Raw genomic sequence first — 18,309 nt, 5'->3', positions numbered from 1 at the left:
GTCCGGGCACACGGGCGTGCCTCCCGTACGGATTCCCTGCCGGGGCAAGAGATGCGCCGCTGTCCGGAAGCCGTGTCGGAGGGCGCTCAGAGAAGGACCGCTCAGGGACGGGCCAGGGACTCCGTCAGCAGGACCTTTCCGGGAGACGCGGAGGTCTTGCCCTCACAGGTCGCGTCGACGACGAAGGCCGTCACCCGGGAGGCGTCGGTGGCATCGGGGAGAACGACCAGGAAGGCACTCTTCCCCTCGTAGGTCCCGTCCTTCGCGCCGATAACATCGCCGTTCTGGCTGATGCCCATGCGGACACACGTCGGTACCGACACTGAGGGCTGGATCCGCGTGGTGTACGGGGTTTCCGCGGAGCCGCCTGCTGAGGACTGTGATTCGATGCCGAAGGGCTTCTGAGAGCCTCGCTGCATGATCTTCTTCGGAGCGAGGAGATCTTTCACCTGGCTCTGCAGGGAGCTCTTGGAGAAGGTCCCGGAAGAGCTTGTCGGCTTGCCTTGCGCGGTCGTCGTTCCGTCGCCCCCGAGCGCATGGAGGAAGAACGAACCAGCACCCAGGACGGCTGCGGTGAAGACCGTACCCAGGACGACGGTGCGGCGGCGTCGGCCACGTCCACGGCCCTTGCGTCCGGGACCGGTCGAGGCAGTCGGTCGCCCGGCGGGGCGATCCTCCGGAGCGGAAGGGCTGGGCGATGTTTCACGTGAAACATGCGCCTCAGGTGCCGGGGTGTTCAGCTGAGCTGTGGTGTTCAGCTGAGCCTCGGCGGTGAGGGCCGCATCGATCCGGCCCGCGACGTCGGCAGGCATACCCACAGGGCCTGGCACCGTGCTGAGCAGGCCGCGGATCTCCTCCAGCGAGGTGTGGACATCGGCGCAGAGTTCGCACGCGTCCAGATGCCGTCGCAGTTCCGCGGTCCGGGCCGGTGGGAGCAGGCCTTCGGTGAGATCGGAGATCTCCGCGACGTCCGGGTGCCCGTTCGTGTCTGTCATCGACGTCACGCTCGCCCACCTCCGCCCTTCACTGCGGCTGAATCACTCGGCCCGGTGTCGTGCGGGCCCCTGTCCTGAGGCCTCGCTGCGGGTGGGACGGATGTCCCCTCCGCCCGGTTCCGTGCCGGGTCCGGATCCTTTTCGTCACCGGTGCTATCCGGCCGCAGATGGGTGAGCAACGGCAGGAGTCTGGCTCTGCCGCGAGCGCAGCGGCTTTTCACCGTCCCCGTGGGCACATCCAGGATCCGGGCCGCCTCGGCGACCGGGTAGCCCTGCATGTCGACCAGGACGAGGGCGGCCCGCTGATCGTGGGGCAGAGTGCCGAGGGCTTCCAGGAGCTGGCGGTGCAGATCGTGCCGCTCGGCCGGAGCGGAGGCCGATTCATGCGGCTCCAGCAGCAGCTCCAGCCGCTCCGTGTCATCGACGGGGGCGGTCTTGCGGGAGGCAGCCTTGCGGGCCCGGTCGAGGCAGGCGTTCACCGTGATCCGGTGCAGCCACGTTGTGACGGCCGACTGGCCCCGGAAGGTGTGGGCGGCCCTGTAGGCGGAGACCAGGGCGTCCTGGACGGCGTCAGCGGCCTCCTCGCGGTCCCCCAGGGTCCGCAGGGCGACCGCCCAGAGCCGGTCCCGGTGCCGGCGCACGATCTCACCGAAGGCTTCGGGGTCGCCTTCCACGTGGCGGGCGAGCAGATCCTGGTCGCTCACTCCGCCGTATCCGGCGCCCTCCGCCATCTGCCCCCTCCGCCTTCGGTGCCGCCGGTGAGACGTCAGCCAGTGAACTTCACTTCGGTGACGGCCTGCTTGTAGCCGGCTTGTGCGTACGCAGCGGGGTCCGCACCCGAATTCGGTACGGCGGTGATCCACACGAGCACGTACTGGCTCTTCACCTTCTTGCTGACCTTCACCGCGGCGGTGTTGCCGGCGGTGGTGACACTGCCGAGCTTCGTCATCGAGCTGATCGGCCCCGGGTCCAGCGAGTCGGCGGCGTACAGCTCGACCGTCGTGTGATCGCCAGAGTAGCGAAAGGAGATGGTTCCCGTGGCGAGTTCCCTGGGGGAGCCCAGGTCGTAGACGATCCCCACGCCCGGCTTGTACGGCGCCAGCTTGGGGCCGCTCAGGAAGGTGTTGGTCCTCCAGTACGTCGAGGTGCTGCCGTCGTACGTCTTCTGGACGTCGTTCGGGTGCTGCGCCCTGCCGTCGGCGACGTACTCCTGCGCGTTCTGGATCTTTATCGCGGCAGCGGGCGACGGGCTGGCGTTGTTCTTGTCGCCGTCGTCCGACGTCTGGGTGTTGGTGGTGTCGCCCGACTTGTCACTCTGTTCCATCAGGGCATCCGCGAGCTGCCAGCTCCCGAGTCCCAGCGCGGCGATGAGGAGGGCCGAGACGGCCCACTTCAGCGCCTTGCCGGTACGGCTCTGGAGCGGGGACGGCGGGGCCTGGATGGGCTGCGTCACGCCAGGAGGCGTGGGGCGGCCGTACGTGCCCTGCTGGTACGTGGTGCGCTGGTAGTCGGGCGGTGCCGTGAACGCCGGCTCCGGCGGACGGATGCGGGGCATCTCGCCGATCGCCTTGACGAGTTCCTCCGGTGTGGTGCACGCGGACTCGTGACGGGAGGCGGTCGCACCGTCGTTGACCAGAGCCCGCATGGCGAGCTCGGACAGGCCGCGGTGGACTCCGGCCCGCACCTGGTCGGGGGCGATCAGACCGACGTCCTTGGGCAGCCCGGCCAGGCCGTAGGCATCGCTTTCGTACGGCCAGCGCTGAGTCAGCGCCGCGTACAGCAGTGCGCCGATGGCCTCGGTGTCGGTGCGCTGCGGTGTGTCCGAACTGATGCCGCGCAGCGCCGCGTTCACCGCGAGGCCGCGGATACGCCACTGGCCGGTGGAGGTGCGCAGCACGGCGTTCGGGTTGAGGCGGAGATGAGCCAGTCCCTCGCGGTGCGCGGCCGCCATGGCGGAGGCGATCTGACTGACCATCTGGTAGGCGTCGTGCGGCTCCAGCGGTCCGGCCGCGAGCAGCGCGGTCAGCTCCGTGGCGTCCGGGAGCCACTCGTGCACCACGTAGACGAGGTCGTTCTCCTCGACAGCGTCCAGGACCTGCACGAACCTCGGGTCGCCGAGCAGCGCCGCCGAGCGGGCGGCAGCCAGCACGGCACGGGTTCGCGGGTGATCAGCCGGCAGGATGTGGACGCCGACGGCACGCCGGAGTTTCTCGTCCACAGCACGCCAACTGCTGAATCCGTCCAGACGGGTGACGCACTCCTCAAGGCGGTAGCGTCTGGCCAGCTTGTGTCCGCTGTGCAGTTCTGGGGGTGAGGCCTTCTTCTCCGCACCCGCGTCTGTGCCGCTTCCCTGTGCCTGGTCGCTGTCCGTGTCCCGCTCCGGGTTCTGGGCCACCCCGTCGGCCGTGGACTGGACCGCCTTGGCGGTCAGCGGCTTGTCACCGCTGTTGTCTGCCACGTCGACGGCAGCCGTGCTCCGTTCCGCCACCGTCGTCCCTGCCTCCCCATCCGTTGCACGCTGTCCGACGCCGAAACCAATTGTGCCCACAGTCCCCCGCCATGCACGACACGCGGCGGTGAACGATGGTTGTGCGCTTACCCCTGCTTCAGCGCCCCAGCCGCCCGCGCACCATACCCACGAGGGAGTTGAGCTCCTCGATGCGCATGCGGCGCGCGGCGACGTAGAAGACGCCGAGCAGTACGGCTCCACCGATCAGCAGTGCGGCGAAGGAACCGATCACACCCTGCCCCAGAGTGTGGCCGATGCCGTAGCAGGCCGCACCAGCGAGCGTTGCCGCCGGGACGGAGGCGATGCAGAGCCTTGCATAGGTGCGGGTGACCCTGGAGCCGTCCAGGTCGCCGCCGAGCCGCTTGCGCAGCCGCCGCCAGGCGACCCCGACGCCGATGGCGTAGGCGAGACCGTACGAGGCGGCCATGCCGGCCACCGCCCAGCGGGCCGGGAGCAGCAGGTAACAGGCGAGCGAGGCGCCCGCGTTGACCGCCGCGACGATGACCGTGTTGTAGAAGGGAGTGCGGGTGTCTTCGTAGGCGTAGAAGGCACGCAGGACGACGTACTGCACCGAGTAGGGGATCAGGCCGAGGGCGAAGGCCATCAGCATGAACCCCATGTTGGTGGACTGGCTGATGCCGGCGGAGCCGAAGATCAGGGTGCACATCGGGATGCCGAGGGCCAGGAAGCCGAAGGAGATGGGGACGATCGCGACGGCGGTCGTCCGCAGGCCCTGGGAGATGTCGTCGCGGACGGCGCCCGTGTCGTTCTCGGCGGCGGAGCGGGCGATCCGGGGCAGCAGGGCCGCCATCAGGGAGACCGTGATGATGGCCTGCGGCAGACCCCAGATCAGCTGGGCGTTGGCGTAGGCGGTGAAGCCGGTGCCGTCGACCGGGGAGTGCTTACCGGCCGAGGTCGACAGCTGGGAGACGACGAGCGCGCCCGCCTGGTTGGCGAGGACGAACAGCACGGTCCACTTGGCGAGCGTGGCGGCTTTGCCGAGGCCATGGCCCCGCCAGTCGAAGCGCAGCCGCAGCCGGAACCCGGTCTCGCGCAGGTAGGGGATCATCGCCAGAGCCTGGACCACGAGGCCGAGCAGCACGCCGAGGCCGAGCAGCCGCTGGCCCTCCGGCGGAATGGTCGTGACCTTCATGCCGGAGTGCGCGGCGGTGCCGTAGACCCAGATGAACAGGCCGAGGGTGACGATGATGACGATGTTGTTGAGGACGGGGGTCCACATCATCGCGCCGAACTTGCCCCGTGCGTTGAGGATCTGGCCCATCACCACGTGGATGCCCATGAAGAAGATCGAGGGCAGGAAGTAGCGCACGAAGGTGATGCCGACCTCGTTGGCCGCCGGGTCGCTGGCGACCGAATCGGACAGCAAGCGGATCAGGAAGGGCGCGGCCGCGATAGTGGCGGCCGTGAGCAGACCCAGCGCCACCATGACGAGGGTCAGCAGGCGGTTGGCGAAGGCCTCGCCGCCGTCCTCGTCCTCCTTCATGGCCCGCACCAGCTGCGGCACGAAGACCGAGTTGAGACCGCCGCCGACGGTCAGGATGTAGATCATCGTCGGCAGCTGGTAGGCGACCTGGAAGGTGTCACCGAGCAGACCGACACCGAGCGCGGAGACGATCAGCGCGGAACGGACGAAGCCGGTGAGCCGGGAGACCATCGTGCCCGCCGCCATCACGGCGCTCGACTTGAGCAGGCCTCCGGCCTTGCCGCCCTTCTTGACGGGGACGGGCGCCGGGGCCGCGGCGGGGACGGCACCGAGGTTCAGCGTCTGGTCGGCTGCGGCGGCCGGAGCCGGCGGGGCCTGGTGGGGCATCTGCCCTCCGGGGGCTGCCGTCGGACCCGGCACCGCCGGAGGCTCGGCAGGCAGCCGCTCACCGCCTTGCTGCGGATCCCGGTAACCGCTCTGCTGCTGGTCACGGAAGCCGCTCTGCTGCTGGTCCCGGAAAAGGTGCGCGAAGGCGTCCGGCTCGTGACGCTCTTCACCGGAGTACGAGACCAGGTCGTCGACGCCCACGAACTGGGTCGTGCGTGGGTCGTCGCCGTAGGGCAGGTACTGGCTCGGACCGTCAGGCTCCGGCGCCGGAGTCTGGGCCCACACGTTCGGGTCGGGAGCGTACGGAGACTGTGCGGGCTGACCGTACAGCGGCTGCTGCGGATAGCTGCCCGGAGCCGGCGGAGGGTGAGCGGCACGGTCGTAGAGCGCCTCGGCGACCGGGTCCTGGGCGGAGAGGTCCCGCGCCCGGTAGGGGTCCTGGTCGTAAGCGTCCTGGAGGTACATGTCAGCCGCGTGCTGCGGCGGGACCTGGCCGGGCTCCGGCGGCGGCTCGGGGTAGCCCGAACCGGCCGCGCCCTGGCCGTGTTCACCGTCGTACGGCGCGTTCATGGTTACCCCACCTCATCGTCCCGGGCCCACCGGCCACGACATCGCTCAACGGTCCACTCTCTCACCCGTCTCGGACGGGTCGGCGTTTTCCGAAGGGGTGTCCGGTGTCGGGTCACTCGGCTGCTCCGGGTCGTCTGCCCGGGACCGGGCGACGGACTCCTTCGGGAGACGACCCTCATGGGCAGTGGGGTTCCCCGGCCCGTCGGCACCCTCTGAGCTGTTGCTCTCCTGAGCGCGGGGAGTCTCCTGGGCACCGGGCTTCTCGGGGTCCGCAGGCGTCTCGGCGGCGTCCGGAGCCTCGGGGCTGCCGGGAGCGTCCGGGGTCTCCTCGTCCGTCTCGTCGGGGCCGTCGTCCTCCTCGGCCCGCCGGGCGGCCGCCCGCTTGCGCTGGGTGTACATCCGGAAGCCGGCGAGCACCAGCAGCAGCACACCGCCGCCGATGACCAGCATCACCGTCGGTGTGACCTCGGTGACCTTCACGTCGAACCTGACAGGCGCGCCGTACTCCTGGCCGTCCTCGGTGTACAGCTGGGCGGTGACCTCCACCCGGCCGTTGGCATTGGCCGAGGTGGAGAACTTCACGGACTGGCTGTGGCCGCCGGAGACCTCGACAGGCTGCTCGTAGTAGGGCTTGCCGCCGATCTCCAGCCGGGTCGGCATGGTCGAGGTGAGCCGCAGGACGAGGTGGTCGACGCCTTGGACCAGGTTGTTCTGGACGGTGACCGGGATGGTGGCACTGCGGCCGGAGAGCTTGGTCTCGGACTTGTCGATCAGCTTGACCTGGCCGATGAGGTCGTCGAGCCAGGACTCCACGCTCGTGCGGAAGCTGTCCGTCTCACTGCCGTGGCCCCGCCACGACGTGGACATCTCACGGTTTATGGCCCGCCCGAAGGGGGTCACCACGCGGGACTCGTCGGTGAGGATGACCTGGAAGTTGTCGAGCTTGTCCTGGGTGCGGGCGATCTGCTCGAAGGCCGTCCGGGGCAGCTCCTGCTTGCGCAGTGAGGACGGGTACGCGGCAGACGAGGGGATCCTCGTGGTCGCGCCGGGGTCGGGCTTGGCCTTGGCGGCTGCCGCGAGGTCCTGGGACTGCGACCAGTTGCTGTCCTGCAGGGTCGTGATCGCCACCGCCATCGCCTGGGCCTGGCTGGCCGACGGCATCCGCTGCGGCGCGACGACGATGCTGCGTTGTTTGTCCGTCTGGGCGTTCAGCTCCAGGCTCTGGGCGAGGAACTGCTGCACGGCGAGAGTGGCCGCGTCGGCGTGGGTCAGGTCGCCCTCGAAGGCCGTGGACATCCGTGCGTCGGCGACCACGGCCGTCGTGCCGCCGCCGATCGGGCGCGCCGCCGAAGGCGTGTAGCTCAGCCCGCCGGTCTCCTGGAGGCTGTCGCTGCGGGCGATCACCTTGTCGGCACCCGCCGACGTGGCGACCTTGATGATCGAGGGGTCGACGGCGCCGTCCACGGGCCACGCGAAATCAGTGCTCGGTGTGACATGGAGCACGGTCTCCACCGTGGTGGTGGCGACGTCGGTGGCGTCCTTGAGGTGGCTCAGCGAGCCGGTCACGCTGGTGCCGTTGTGGGCGAGGGAGGCCAGGTCCGGGTCGGCGAAGGGGAGAGCCACCACTTCCTTGTCCGCCACCGCGTCCTGCAGATCGGCCAGGAACTGCTTGGCGACCGCCTGATGGGTGCCCACCGTGGTCGTGCCGTCAGTGCCCTGGATCCGGTAGTTGCCGGTCATCGCGTCCACGGAGGCCAGCAGATCCGGGTCGATCACCCAGGTGACGTCCAGGTCCTTGCCGAGCGCCACCATCTGGGCCAGGCGGCCGCCGGGCGAGATCTCGTCGGCGAGGGCGTCGTTCTCGAAAACGGGGGTCTGCAACTCGCCCGCACCGGTCTTCGCCGTCACATGGACAGTGGAGATCAGCGGCCACAGATACGTCGTCTTCGTCTTTGTGTCGGCCTCGGAGGACTGCCATGGCAGGAAGGTCCGCTGGATGCCGAGGACCTGGTCCCACTGCTGCGTGGACGTCTTGCCGGACAGCGAGACACCGAACTGGTACACGCCGTCCTGGCCGAGGTCGAGTTTGTCGACCGGCACGGAGATGGTGAAATGCTCGGCGACTCCCGGGGTGAGCGAGGCGAAGTCCTCGGTGTACTTGTCGCCCACCTCGGTGCCCAGGCTCGCCTGGAGGTCGTCGGAGTGCCGGGCGGCCGTGTCGATCTCGGACCGCGTGCTGAGCAGGGCGCCCACCCGCAGGTCCACGTGAGCGTCGGTGACGGCCTGCTTGCCGTTGTTGGTCACCGTGCCGGAGACCGTCAGCGTGTCCCCGTCACCGGGGGCGCTGGGACTCAGGGAGTCGAGGGCGACGGCCACGGTGTTCGAGCCGGCCGCCTGAGCCGGTGCCGCAGCGGTCAGCTGCACCATCCCGGCCAGCAGGGGCGCGCCCGCGAGCAGTGCCCCGGTGCGCCGCAGCCAGCGGCGGGCAGGTGAGGGCGTCCCCTGGAAGTCTGCCGCCTCGGCCACGCGCTCGTCCGTCCCTCGTCGTCGTCAGTGGTCGTCGGAATGTGCGTCCACGCATGGTAACGAGGTGCGCTGAACGGAAGTGCCGCGGTCCGCTTCACAAGATCGGTAGCGCACATCGGACCGTCCCCTGTATCCCAGTATCTCCTGGAGACTGCGTTAAGCAGCGAACGATCCGCTTGCAGAGGGTACGGAGTGAGATGTCCCACGCTCTCCGTGGAGGCCCCCGCCGGGGGCACCGCCGGAATATCGCGGCGCTTCGGACCGTCGGGGGCACGTACCCTGTTCTGTTGTGCCGAACGCCAATGAAGACACTCCCTCTGCCCTGAGCCAGGCGCAGCAGCGCGCGGTGAGCGAACTGCTGCGGGTGGCGCCCGTCGCCGATGACCTCGCCCGTCGATTCCAGGAGGCCGGGTTCTCGCTTGCCCTGGTCGGCGGCTCGGTGCGGGATGCGCTGCTGGGCCGGCTCGGCAACGACCTGGACTTCACGACCGACGCCCGCCCCGAGGACGTCCTGAAGATCGTCCGGCCTTGGGCGGACGCCGTCTGGGAAGTCGGGATCGCCTTCGGCACCGTCGGCGTGCAGAAGGAGGCCAGGGTCGGAGACGGCGTCAGGCATTTTCAGATCGAGGTGACCACCTATCGGTCCGAGGCCTACGACCGCACTTCGCGCAAGCCTGAGGTGTCGTACGGAGAGTCGATCGAGGAGGACCTCGTCCGCCGTGACTTCACGGTCAACGCGATGGCGGTCGCGTTGCCGGAGAAGGAGTTCATCGACCCGCACGGCGGTCTCGAAGACCTGGCGCGGCGAGTGCTCCGTACCCCCGGGACGCCTGAGGACTCCTTCTCGGACGACCCGCTGCGGATGATGCGGGCCGCCCGCTTCGCCGCGCAGCTCGACTTCGAGGTGGCTCCCGAGGTCGTCGCGGCGATGAAGGACATGGCCGGACGTCTGGAGATCGTCTCGGCTGAGCGGATCCGGGACGAACTGAACAAGCTGATCCTCTCGGCCCACCCCCGTAAAGGGCTGACTCTGCTCGTCGACACCGGCCTCGCCGGCCATGTCCTGCCCGAGCTGCCCGCACTGCGCCTGGAGAACGACGAACACCACCGGCACAAGGATGTCTACGACCACACGCTGATCGTCCTGGAACAGGCCATGGCCCTTGAGGAGACCGGTCCCGACCTCACCCTCCGTCTGGCCGCACTGCTGCACGACATCGGCAAGCCGCGCACTCGCCGCTTCGAGAGCGACGGCCGGGTCTCGTTCCACCACCACGAGGTGGTGGGAGCGAAGATGACCAAGAAGCGCATGACGGCGTTGAAGTACTCCAACGAGCTGGTGAAGGACGTCTCCCAGCTGGTCGAGCTTCATCTGCGCTTCCACGGCTACGGCACTGGGGAGTGGACGGACTCGGCGGTCCGCCGCTATGTGCGGGACGCGGGCCCGCTGCTGGAGCGACTGCACAAGCTGACCCGGTCCGACTGCACCACCCGCAACAAGCGGAAGGCCGCGGCGCTCTCCCGTGCCTACGACGGCCTGGAGGAGCGCATCGCCGAACTGCACGAGCGGGAGGAGCTCGACGCGATCCGTCCGGACCTCGACGGCAACCAGATCATGGAGATTCTTGGTATCCGCCCGGGCCCGGAGGTCGGTAAGGCCTACAAGCACCTGCTGGAGCTGCGGCTGGAGAACGGGCCGATGGAACACGACGCCGCGGTGGCCGCGCTCAAGGAGTGGTGGGCCGAGCAGAGCTGAAAGTGTGGAGCGGGTCATGTTTCACGTGAAACGTGACCCGCCGGTGATCCGGCATGGGGCGATGTTTCACGTGAAACATCGCCCTTCTCCCTTAGTCGCTGCACGGCGTTGCGCGATGGCGCTGTAGTCGCTCCACACGCTCAAAGCGGGTCATGGCGCCGGCGACCACTGCGTAGACCAAGGCGACCGTGATCACGAGAGTCGCGGAGCGGCCGTCCGGCGGGAGCATCAGCGCGGCGACGGCGGCGGCCCCGACAAAGGCGATGTTGAACAGGACGTCGTATACGGAGAAGATCCGGCCGCGGAACGCGTCATCGACGGATGACTGCACGATGGTGTCCGTGGCGATCTTCGCGCCCTGGGTGATGAGTCCCAGGATGAAGGCTGCCAGGAGCATGGGCACGGTCGTGAACGCCAGCCCCAGAACGGGCTCCAGCACCGCGGCGGACGTGGCGCACACGGCGATCCAGCGGCCTGGGCCGAAACGCCCAGCGGTCCACGGCGTCACCACGGCGGCGGCGAAGAAGCCCGCGCCGGAGACCCCTAAGGCCAGACCCAGCAGTCCGAGTCCCTCGGCAGGGTCGGAGGCGAGGGCATACCGGCACAGCATCAGTACCAGGACAAGCAGCGCGCCATAGCAGAAGCGCATCGCGGTCATGCTCATCAGCGCCCAGGCCGCCTCGCGGCGCCGAGGTGCGGCGAGGTGCCGGATCGCCTCCGCCAGTTCGCGTGCTGTGCTGATCACGGCCATGCCGAGACTCGGCCGAGTGGGATGGCGATCCGGACCGAGGAGGTCGGGGGCCATGGTCAGGGCGGCGAGGGCCGCGCACACGTACAACGTGGCGCCCAGCAGTACCACCGCGGCATCGGAATCCGAGGCGACCAGCCGTACAGCGAAGGCGAGGCCGCCTCCGGCGGTAGCGGCCAGGGTGCCGGCCGTCGGAGAGAGCGAGTTGGCGAGCACCAGGCGGTCCTCGTCGACCACCCGGGGCAGTGCGGCGGAGAGACCGGAGAGGACGAAGCGGTTGACCGCCGTGACACACAGGGCGGAGGCGTAGAAGAGCCAGTCGGCGACGTGGCTGACCATGAGAACAGCGGTGGCCGCGGCCAGCAGCGCGCGCAGCAGATTGCCGTGGAGGAAGACCTGGCGTCGGCGCCAGCGATCCAGCAGGACACCGGCGAACGGACCCACGAGGGAGTACGGGAGGAGCAGGACGGCCATGGCTGAGGCGATAGCGGCCGGCGAGGTCTGCTTCTCCGGGGAGAAGACGACGTAGGCGGCGAGGGCTATCTGGTAGACGCCGTCGGCCCCCTGGGAGAGCAGACGTATGACGAGCAGGCGGCGGAAGTTCCGCAGGCGCAGCAGGACACGCAGGTCGCGGACGACGGGCATGGGCCACAGCCTCACATATGGGGCCGCGCACAGGAGAAGGGTCCCCGGATCGGATGACCCGGGGACCCTTTGAGCCCTGGCAGGAGCGTTTTTTTGCGAGCTTGAGCGGCTGGAGCTTCAGTGTCCGGCGGGGTGCCGGGTCAGCGCTCGACGTCGCCGCGGATGAACTTCTCCACGTTCTCGCGGGCCTCGTCGTCGAAGTACTGGACCGGCGGGGACTTCATGAAGTAGCTGGACGCCGAGAGGATCGGGCCGCCGATGCCGCGGTCCTTGGCGATCTTCGCGGCGCGCAGGGCGTCGATGATGACACCGGCGGAGTTCGGGGAGTCCCAGACCTCGAGCTTGTACTCCAGGTTCAGCGGGACATCACCGAAGGCGCGGCCTTCCAGGCGGACATACGCCCACTTGCGGTCGTCGAGCCAGGCGACGTAGTCGGACGGGCCGATGTGGACGTTCTTCTCGCCGAGGTCCCGGTCGGGGATCTGGGAGGTCACCGCCTGGGTCTTGGAGATCTTCTTGGACTCCAGGCGCTCGCGCTCCAGCATGTTCTTGAAGTCCATGTTGCCGCCGACGTTCAGCTGCATCGTGCGGTCCAGGATGACGCCGCGGTCCTCGAACAGCTTCGCCATGACGCGGTGCGTGATGGTGGCGCCGACCTGCGACTTGATGTCGTCACCGACGATCGGGACACCGGCCTCGGTGAACTTGTCCGCCCATTCCTTGGTGCCGGCGATGAAGACCGGGAGGGCATTGACGAAGGCGACCTTGGCGTCGATGGCGCACTGGGCGTAGAACTTCGCCGCGTCCTCGGAGCCGACAGGCAGGTAGCAGACCAGGACGTCGACCTGCTTGTCCTTGAGGATCTGGACGACGTCGACCGGCTCGGCCTCGGACTCCTCGATGGTCTGGCGGTAGTACTTACCGAGACCGTCGAGGGTGTGGCCGCGCTGGACGGTCAGGCCGGTGTGGGGGACGTCGCAGATCTTGATGGTGTTGTTCTCGGAGGCGCCGATGGCGTCAGCCAGGTCGAGGCCGACCTTCTTGGCGTCCACGTCGAACGCGGCGACGAACTCGATGTCCTTGACGTGGTACTCGCCGAACTGCACGTGCATCAGGCCGGGGACCTTGGACGCCGGATCGGCGTCCTTGTAGTACTCGACTCCCTGCACCAGCGACGCGGCGCAGTTGCCCACGCCGACGACGGCTACGCGAACCGAACCCATTCCGGTTGCTCCCTGTGTGTACGAGTGAGGCCCCGAACGGGACTCACGTGGCGGTGTCGTCGGACGTATCCGGTCCGAGGGAATCCCCGGACCGGGGCAGGACGCCCGGCGCTCCATTGGTGGTGTTCTGCTGAGCGGACCCCCCGGAAGCGGGACCCTTCAGGTCCCGTCCGGCCCGCTCGCTCTCGATGAGCTCGTTCAGCCAGCGCACTTCGCGCTCCACGGACTCCATCCCGTGGCGCTGGAGCTCAAGCGTGTAATCGTCGAGGCGTTCCCTGGTGCGCGTCAGCGAGGCGCGCATCTTCTCCAGGCGTTCCTCCAGCCGGCTGCGGCGGCCCTCCAGCACGCGCATGCGCACATCGCGCGAGGTCTGTCCGAAGAAGGCGAACCGCGCCGCGAAGTGCTCGTCCTCGTACGCGTCGGGGCCGGTCTGGGACAGGAGCTCCTCGAAGTGCTCCTTACCCTCGGCCGTCAACCGGTAGACGATTTTCGCGCGGCGGCCGGCGAGCGGCGTGGCGAGAGCGTCCTCGGCGGTGTTCCCCGGCTCCTCGATCAACCAGCCGTTGGCGACCAGCGTCTTGAGGCAGGGGTAGAGCGTCCCGTAGCTGAACGCACGGAAGACGCCCAGCGACGTGTTGAGGCGTTTCCGCAGCTCATAGCCGTGCATCGGGGACTCGCGGAGCAGGCCGAGAACGGCGAACTCAAGGATGCCGGAGCGCCGGCTCATCGTCGCCTCCCCTCGTCCGTGGCTTCGCGTATCTCGCTCTGATGTATCGACTCGATACATCATGACGATAGATCGGCCTCTCTCGTGGGACAAGAGGAGTGACGGTGAACGGGATCACATCACCGATTCGTAGTAGGTAAGTTGCCTGATTTGGGGTGAACTTCGGGGCTCGGCGGGTTTTGGCGGTGCGTAGTCTGTGCGGCATGCACACCGCCGGGAACCAAGTGACGCCTGGGGAGCGTCCGCGTCCCCGGTGCCGTACGGGTGAATGCAGGACCGACCACATCCGTATGTCGGGGGGACCGGAAATCAGCCGCCGTTCCAGGCGCCCACGGGTGCGCCTGCCCGAGGAGTAATCGTTCGATGAGCGAGCACCGTCGCAAACCGCCGCCGCCGCAGGGAGGCGGACGTGCCGCGGCCCGACGCGGCCAGTCCGAACCGTTCTCCGGCCGCCGTGCGGCACCGAGAGGCACCACCGGGTCTCTTTCCGACTCCTATGGGTCCAGTTCCTATGGGTCGGACACGGGCTCGGGAGGTGAGGAGCGTCCGTACGGCAGCCGTGCCGAGGCACGCCGGGCGGCGCAGAGAAGCACGGGAAACAGCCGCCGCAGAGCGGCTGACAATGGTCGTGGTCCGGGTGGTCCTGCCGGGCCGGGGCGCGGCAGAGGCCGGGCGTCGACGGCGCCCGGCAAGAAGCGCCTGATCGACTACCCCCGGGCGAACAGATTCGGCTGGCGCCGCTGGGTGCCGTCCTGGAAGCTCGTCTCCGGGTTGTGCATCACCTTCTTCGGCAGCCTGGTGGCGCTGGTCGGCGTCAGCTACGCCATGGTCACCATCCCCAGTGAGAACACCGCGGCCAAGTCCCAGAACAACGTCTACTACTGGTCCAACGGCGATCAGATGGTGGCCACGGGCACGGGCGCGAACCGGCAGAACGTCACCATCGACCAGATCCCCGAGGCCATGCAGAGCGCGGTGATCTCGGCGGAGAACAAGAGCTTCTACTCGGACTCGGGCGTCGACCCCATGGGTATCGCCCGCGCCCTGGTCAACATGGCCCGGGGTGGCGAGACGCAGGGTGGTTCGACGATCACCCAGCAGTTCGTCAAGAACACCTACCTCAGCCAGGACCAGACGCTCTCGCGGAAGTTCAAGGAGATGTTCATCTCCATCAAGGTGGGCACGAAGCTCTCCAAGCAGCAGATTCTCCAGGGCTACCTGAACACCTCGTACTTCGGCCGTGGCGCTTACGGCATCCAGGCCGCCGCCCAGACCTACTACGGCGTGGACGCGAAGGACCTCAGCCCGAGCCAGTGCGCGGTCCTCGCGGCTCTGCTCAAGGGCGCTACGTACTACGACCCCGCGGGGAACCCGGACATCGACGCCGCGGCCAGCCAGAAGGCCAACTACCAGCGCTCGCACGACCGCTGGGCCTGGATCCTCGAAGAGATGCACAAGGACCAGCGGCTCACCGACGCCCAGTACCAGGAAGCCATCAAGAAGTACCCGATGCCCCAGGGCCGCAAGGCGATCAAGGGCATGACGGGCCAGATCAGCTATCTCGCCGACACGGCCAAGAAGTACGTCCTGGCACACTCCAACATCACGGAGGCACAGTTCGACCAGGGCGGCTTCCAGATCTACACGACGTTCCAGAAGGACAAGGTCAACGCGCTGAGCGCGGCCGTGGAGAAGGTCCAGAAGGCGCGTCTGGATCCGAAGAACCGGGACAAGGACAAGTACGTCCAGTTCGGCGCCGCCTCGGTGGTGCCCAACGACGGCGCGATCGTCGCCCTGTACGGCGGTGCGGGCTACGAGAACAACCACTTCACCAACAACGCCGACACCTCCGGCGTCCCTGTCGGTTCGACGTGGAAGCCGTTCGTCCTGGCCGCCGCCATGCAGTACGGCACGTACAAGACCGACGGTGTCGGGGTGTCGCCGCTGAGCAAGTACAACGGCAACGACCATCTCAAGGTCATGAACGAGGACGGCACCGCCGTCCTGAACAAGGACGGCTCGACGTTCTTCCAGAACAACGAGAGCAACTATCGCTGGGGATACATCACCCTGCGCAAGGCGATGGAGCAGTCGATCAACACGCCGTTCGTCCAGCTCGGCTGGGACGTCGGCATGTCGCACGTGAGGGACGTGGCAAGCCGGTCCGGCATTCTGGACAGCAGCTTCGCGACCCTCAACCCGTCCTTCGCCCTCGGTACCTCGACACCGAGCGCGATCCGCATGGCCGACGCCTACGCGACCTTCGCCGCCTCCGGCAAGCACGCGGACCCGTACTCGGTGACCGAGGTCAAGCAGGACGGACAGGACCTGCCCGGCTTCAGCAAGCCGAAGGTGACCGACGCGATCCCCGAGAACATCGCGAACAACGTCACGGACACGCTGGAGAACGTCATCCAGAACGGTACGGGTACCAACGCCAAGGCCCTGGGCCGTACGGCGGCGGGCAAGACCGGTACCACCGACAGCAACAAGTCCGCCTGGTTCGTCGGCTACACCCGGCAGCTGGCCACGTCGGTGGCGATGTTCCGTGAGAACCCGAAGGACGCCGAGCTGCTCTCCATGAACGGCACCGCCGGCGTGGAGTCCATCCACGGTGGTGACATCCCGACCTCGGTGTGGACCGAGTACATGAAGTCCGCGCTGAAGGGCAAGAGCGACCCCGGCTTCCCGGAGGCCACCAAGGTCGGCGAGGTCGCCGACGAAGCGGGAGCTCCCTCCCCGACGCCGACCGTCAACATCACACCGAGCGAGACGCCCACCGAGACGCCGAGCGCCACCCCCAGCGAGACGGCCACCGCCCCGTCGCCCTCGGCGACGGAGACCTGCCAGTTCGCCTGGGCCTGCTCGACCGACGCCGGCGCCACCGGCGGCAACACCTCGGGTGCGACGTCATCGCCGTCACCCACGGACACCACCGGAGCAGGCAACACCAGAGGCAATGCCAACGGCGGGGGGAACTTCTTCGGAGGGACGAACGGTTAGCCGCGGTCTGACCGGTTGTTGACCATTTCACCCACCGAAGTCTGTTTCACGTGAAACATGGGCCGTCGCACCCTGCGAGGTGCGGCGGCCCTCGGTGTATTCCTAGAGAGGTACGGCAGGATGGGCCCCATGCCCAGTGCAGAGACGACGCCCGCGGGCGTGCGCGAGCCGGAGCCGGTGCGGCCGACCAGGGAAGACGAGGTTGCCGCGGCCGGAAGTGAGCTGATCGGCGGCCCCATCGGGCGGCGTGCCCTGCTCGGGACGTCGTGGTGGACGCCGCTACGGGTGGTCGTCATCGTGGCGGTCGGGATGTTCGCGCTCGGCATGGTGCAGAAGCTGCCCTGCTACGACAGCGGCTGGTTCTTCGGAGCGAGTTCCCAGTACACCCACGCCTGCTACTCGGACATTCCGCATCTGTACCAGGGGCGCGGTTTCGCCGACGGTCTGGTGCCGTACTTCGACAAGCTGCCGGGCGACATGGACTACCTCGAATACCCGGTGCTGACCGGTGTGTTCATGGAAGTGGCCGCATGGCTCACGCCGGGCAGCGGCAGCATCATGCTCCAGGAGCAGGTGTACTGGTTCGTCAACGCCGGGATGCTGATGCTGTGCGCCGCCGCCATCGCGGTGTGCGTGGTCCGAACCCACCGCCGACGTCCCTGGGACGGCCTGCTGGTCGCCCTGGCACCCGCGTTCGCTCTGACCGCCACCATCAACTGGGACCTCCTGGCGGTCGCTCTGACGGCCGCGGCGATGCTGATGTGGTCCCGGAGCCGTCCTCTCGCCTTCGGTGTCCTCCTGGGGCTTGCCACGGCTGCCAAGCTGTATCCCGTGTTCCTGCTGGGGCCGCTGTTCCTGTTGTGCTGGCGTGCAGGCAAATGGCGTGAGTTCCTCGTCGCCACCGGCGGTGCGGTGGCCGCCTGGCTCGTCGTCAACCTGCCGGTGATGATCTTCGCGTTCGACGGCTGGTCGAAGTTCTACACGTTCAGCCAGGAGCGTGGCGTCGACTTCGGATCCTTCTGGCTGATCTGGGCGCAGAACACGACCAACCCGCCCAGCATCGGCTTCGTGAACACCGCCGCCACGGTCCTGGTGCTGCTCTGCTTCCTGGGTATCGCCGCCCTGACGCTCACCGCCCCGCGCCGGCCCCGCTTCGCCCAGCTCGCCTTCCTGGTGGTGGCGGCTTTCATCCTCACCAACAAGGTCTACTCACCGCAGTACGTGCTGTGGCTGGTGCCGCTGGCCGTCCTCGCCCGCCCGAAGTGGCGCGACTTCCTGATCTGGCAGGCGTGCGAGGTGGCGTACTTCCTGGGCATCTGGATGTACCTCGCGTACACGACCAGCGGAGACGCGCACAAGGGTCTGCCGACGGACGGCTACCACTGGGCCATCGCCGTGCACCTGCTGGGCACGCTCTACCTGTGCGGCATGGTCGTACGCGACATCCTCATGCCCGAGCGGGACGTGGTGCGCCGCACCGGGGACGACGATCCCTCGGGCGGTGTGCTGGACGGCGCCGAGGACGTGTTCGTGCTCGGCGCGGCCGCTCGTCCTTCGCGTCACGCCACCTCGTTCGAGGGCCCGCAAGTGGAATGGGGAAACCGCTCCCCCGAGGGCGGTTCGCTCTGAGCGAAACCGGCCGGGCTCGGACGTGAGGAAGGGCCGCACACGGACTCCGTGTGCGTGGGGCGTCGGAGAGCTCCGCCTGGACGTTGGGGCTGCGGGTGCAGCCGCCGCTGTCGCGGTGGGCGTCGTACACCTTGATCGGCCCGCGGC

11 protein-coding genes are annotated in these 18,309 nt (G+C 68.2%); 3 read left to right on the top strand and 8 right to left on the bottom strand.

The genetic code is table 11. The annotated features are described in order from the left end of the window. Positions 1 to 101: 101 nt before the first annotated feature. The 5 genes from AB0M11_RS28450 to AB0M11_RS28430 all read right to left on the bottom strand — a co-directional run bounded on the left by AB0M11_RS28450 (position 102) and on the right by AB0M11_RS28430 (position 8,431). Positions 102 to 1,004 (bottom strand): hypothetical protein, encoded by a 903-nt coding sequence (locus tag AB0M11_RS28450; protein WP_365710388.1) that lies wholly within the window; start codon positions 1,002 to 1,004, stop codon positions 102 to 104. Further along, the gene (gene sigM / locus AB0M11_RS28445; RefSeq protein WP_365710386.1) at positions 1,001 to 1,726 is read right to left on the bottom strand and encodes an RNA polymerase sigma factor SigM; all 726 of its coding nucleotides are present in this window, start codon (positions 1,724 to 1,726) and stop codon (positions 1,001 to 1,003) included. Before sigM ends, AB0M11_RS28450 begins: the two co-directional genes overlap by 4 nt. A 35-nt stretch (positions 1,727 to 1,761) precedes the next feature. Continuing rightward, positions 1,762 to 3,483 carry a protein kinase family protein gene (locus tag AB0M11_RS28440; protein ID WP_365710384.1) on the bottom strand — a complete coding sequence of 574 codons (1,722 nt, stop codon included), beginning with the start codon at positions 3,481 to 3,483 and terminating at the stop codon, positions 1,762 to 1,764. Positions 3,484 to 3,601: 118 nt separating this feature from the next. Continuing rightward, positions 3,602 to 5,905, bottom strand: coding sequence for a murein biosynthesis integral membrane protein MurJ (gene murJ, locus AB0M11_RS28435; RefSeq protein WP_365710382.1), 2,304 nt, complete (start codon positions 5,903 to 5,905; stop codon positions 3,602 to 3,604). Between the two features lie 45 nt (positions 5,906 to 5,950). After that, positions 5,951 to 8,431, bottom strand: coding sequence for a DUF6049 family protein (locus AB0M11_RS28430; RefSeq protein WP_365710380.1), 2,481 nt, complete (start codon positions 8,429 to 8,431; stop codon positions 5,951 to 5,953). A 289-nt stretch (positions 8,432 to 8,720) separates the two neighbouring features. On the opposite strand from AB0M11_RS28430, the gene AB0M11_RS28425 reads away from it, so the two are divergent. After that, positions 8,721 to 10,187 carry a CCA tRNA nucleotidyltransferase gene (locus AB0M11_RS28425; RefSeq protein ID WP_365710378.1) on the top strand — a complete coding sequence of 489 codons (1,467 nt, stop codon included), beginning with the start codon at positions 8,721 to 8,723 and terminating at the stop codon, positions 10,185 to 10,187. 91 nt (positions 10,188 to 10,278) lie between these two features. Here AB0M11_RS28425 and AB0M11_RS28420 read toward each other — a convergent pair whose 3' ends face one another. The 3 genes from AB0M11_RS28420 to AB0M11_RS28410 form a co-directional block, all read right to left on the bottom strand. After that, positions 10,279 to 11,580 (bottom strand): MFS transporter, encoded by a 1,302-nt coding sequence (locus AB0M11_RS28420; protein WP_365710376.1) that lies wholly within the window; start codon positions 11,578 to 11,580, stop codon positions 10,279 to 10,281. Between the two features lie 140 nt (positions 11,581 to 11,720). After that, positions 11,721 to 12,803 carry an inositol-3-phosphate synthase gene (locus AB0M11_RS28415; RefSeq protein ID WP_365710374.1) on the bottom strand — a complete coding sequence of 361 codons (1,083 nt, stop codon included), beginning with the start codon at positions 12,801 to 12,803 and terminating at the stop codon, positions 11,721 to 11,723. 43 nt (positions 12,804 to 12,846) lie between these two features. Continuing rightward, positions 12,847 to 13,530 (bottom strand): PadR family transcriptional regulator, encoded by a 684-nt coding sequence (locus AB0M11_RS28410; protein WP_365710372.1) that lies wholly within the window; start codon positions 13,528 to 13,530, stop codon positions 12,847 to 12,849. A gap of 744 nt (positions 13,531 to 14,274) precedes the next feature. On the opposite strand from AB0M11_RS28410, the gene AB0M11_RS28405 reads away from it, so the two are divergent. Next, positions 14,275 to 16,533 carry a transglycosylase domain-containing protein gene (locus AB0M11_RS28405; protein ID WP_365710370.1) on the top strand — a complete coding sequence of 753 codons (2,259 nt, stop codon included), beginning with the start codon at positions 14,275 to 14,277 and terminating at the stop codon, positions 16,531 to 16,533. A 129-nt stretch (positions 16,534 to 16,662) separates the two neighbouring features. After that, positions 16,663 to 18,162, top strand: a complete 1,500-nt coding sequence (locus tag AB0M11_RS28400) for a glycosyltransferase 87 family protein (protein ID WP_365710368.1) — start codon at positions 16,663 to 16,665, stop codon at positions 18,160 to 18,162. Positions 18,163 to 18,309 lie beyond the last annotated feature (147 nt).

It is taken from the genome of Streptomyces sp. NPDC051987 (assembly GCF_040680735.1).
Taxonomy (GTDB): domain Bacteria; phylum Actinomycetota; class Actinomycetes; order Streptomycetales; family Streptomycetaceae; genus Streptomyces.
Note: the sequence above shows the minus strand (reverse complement) of the source record. Positions and strands in the feature narration are given on the sequence as shown.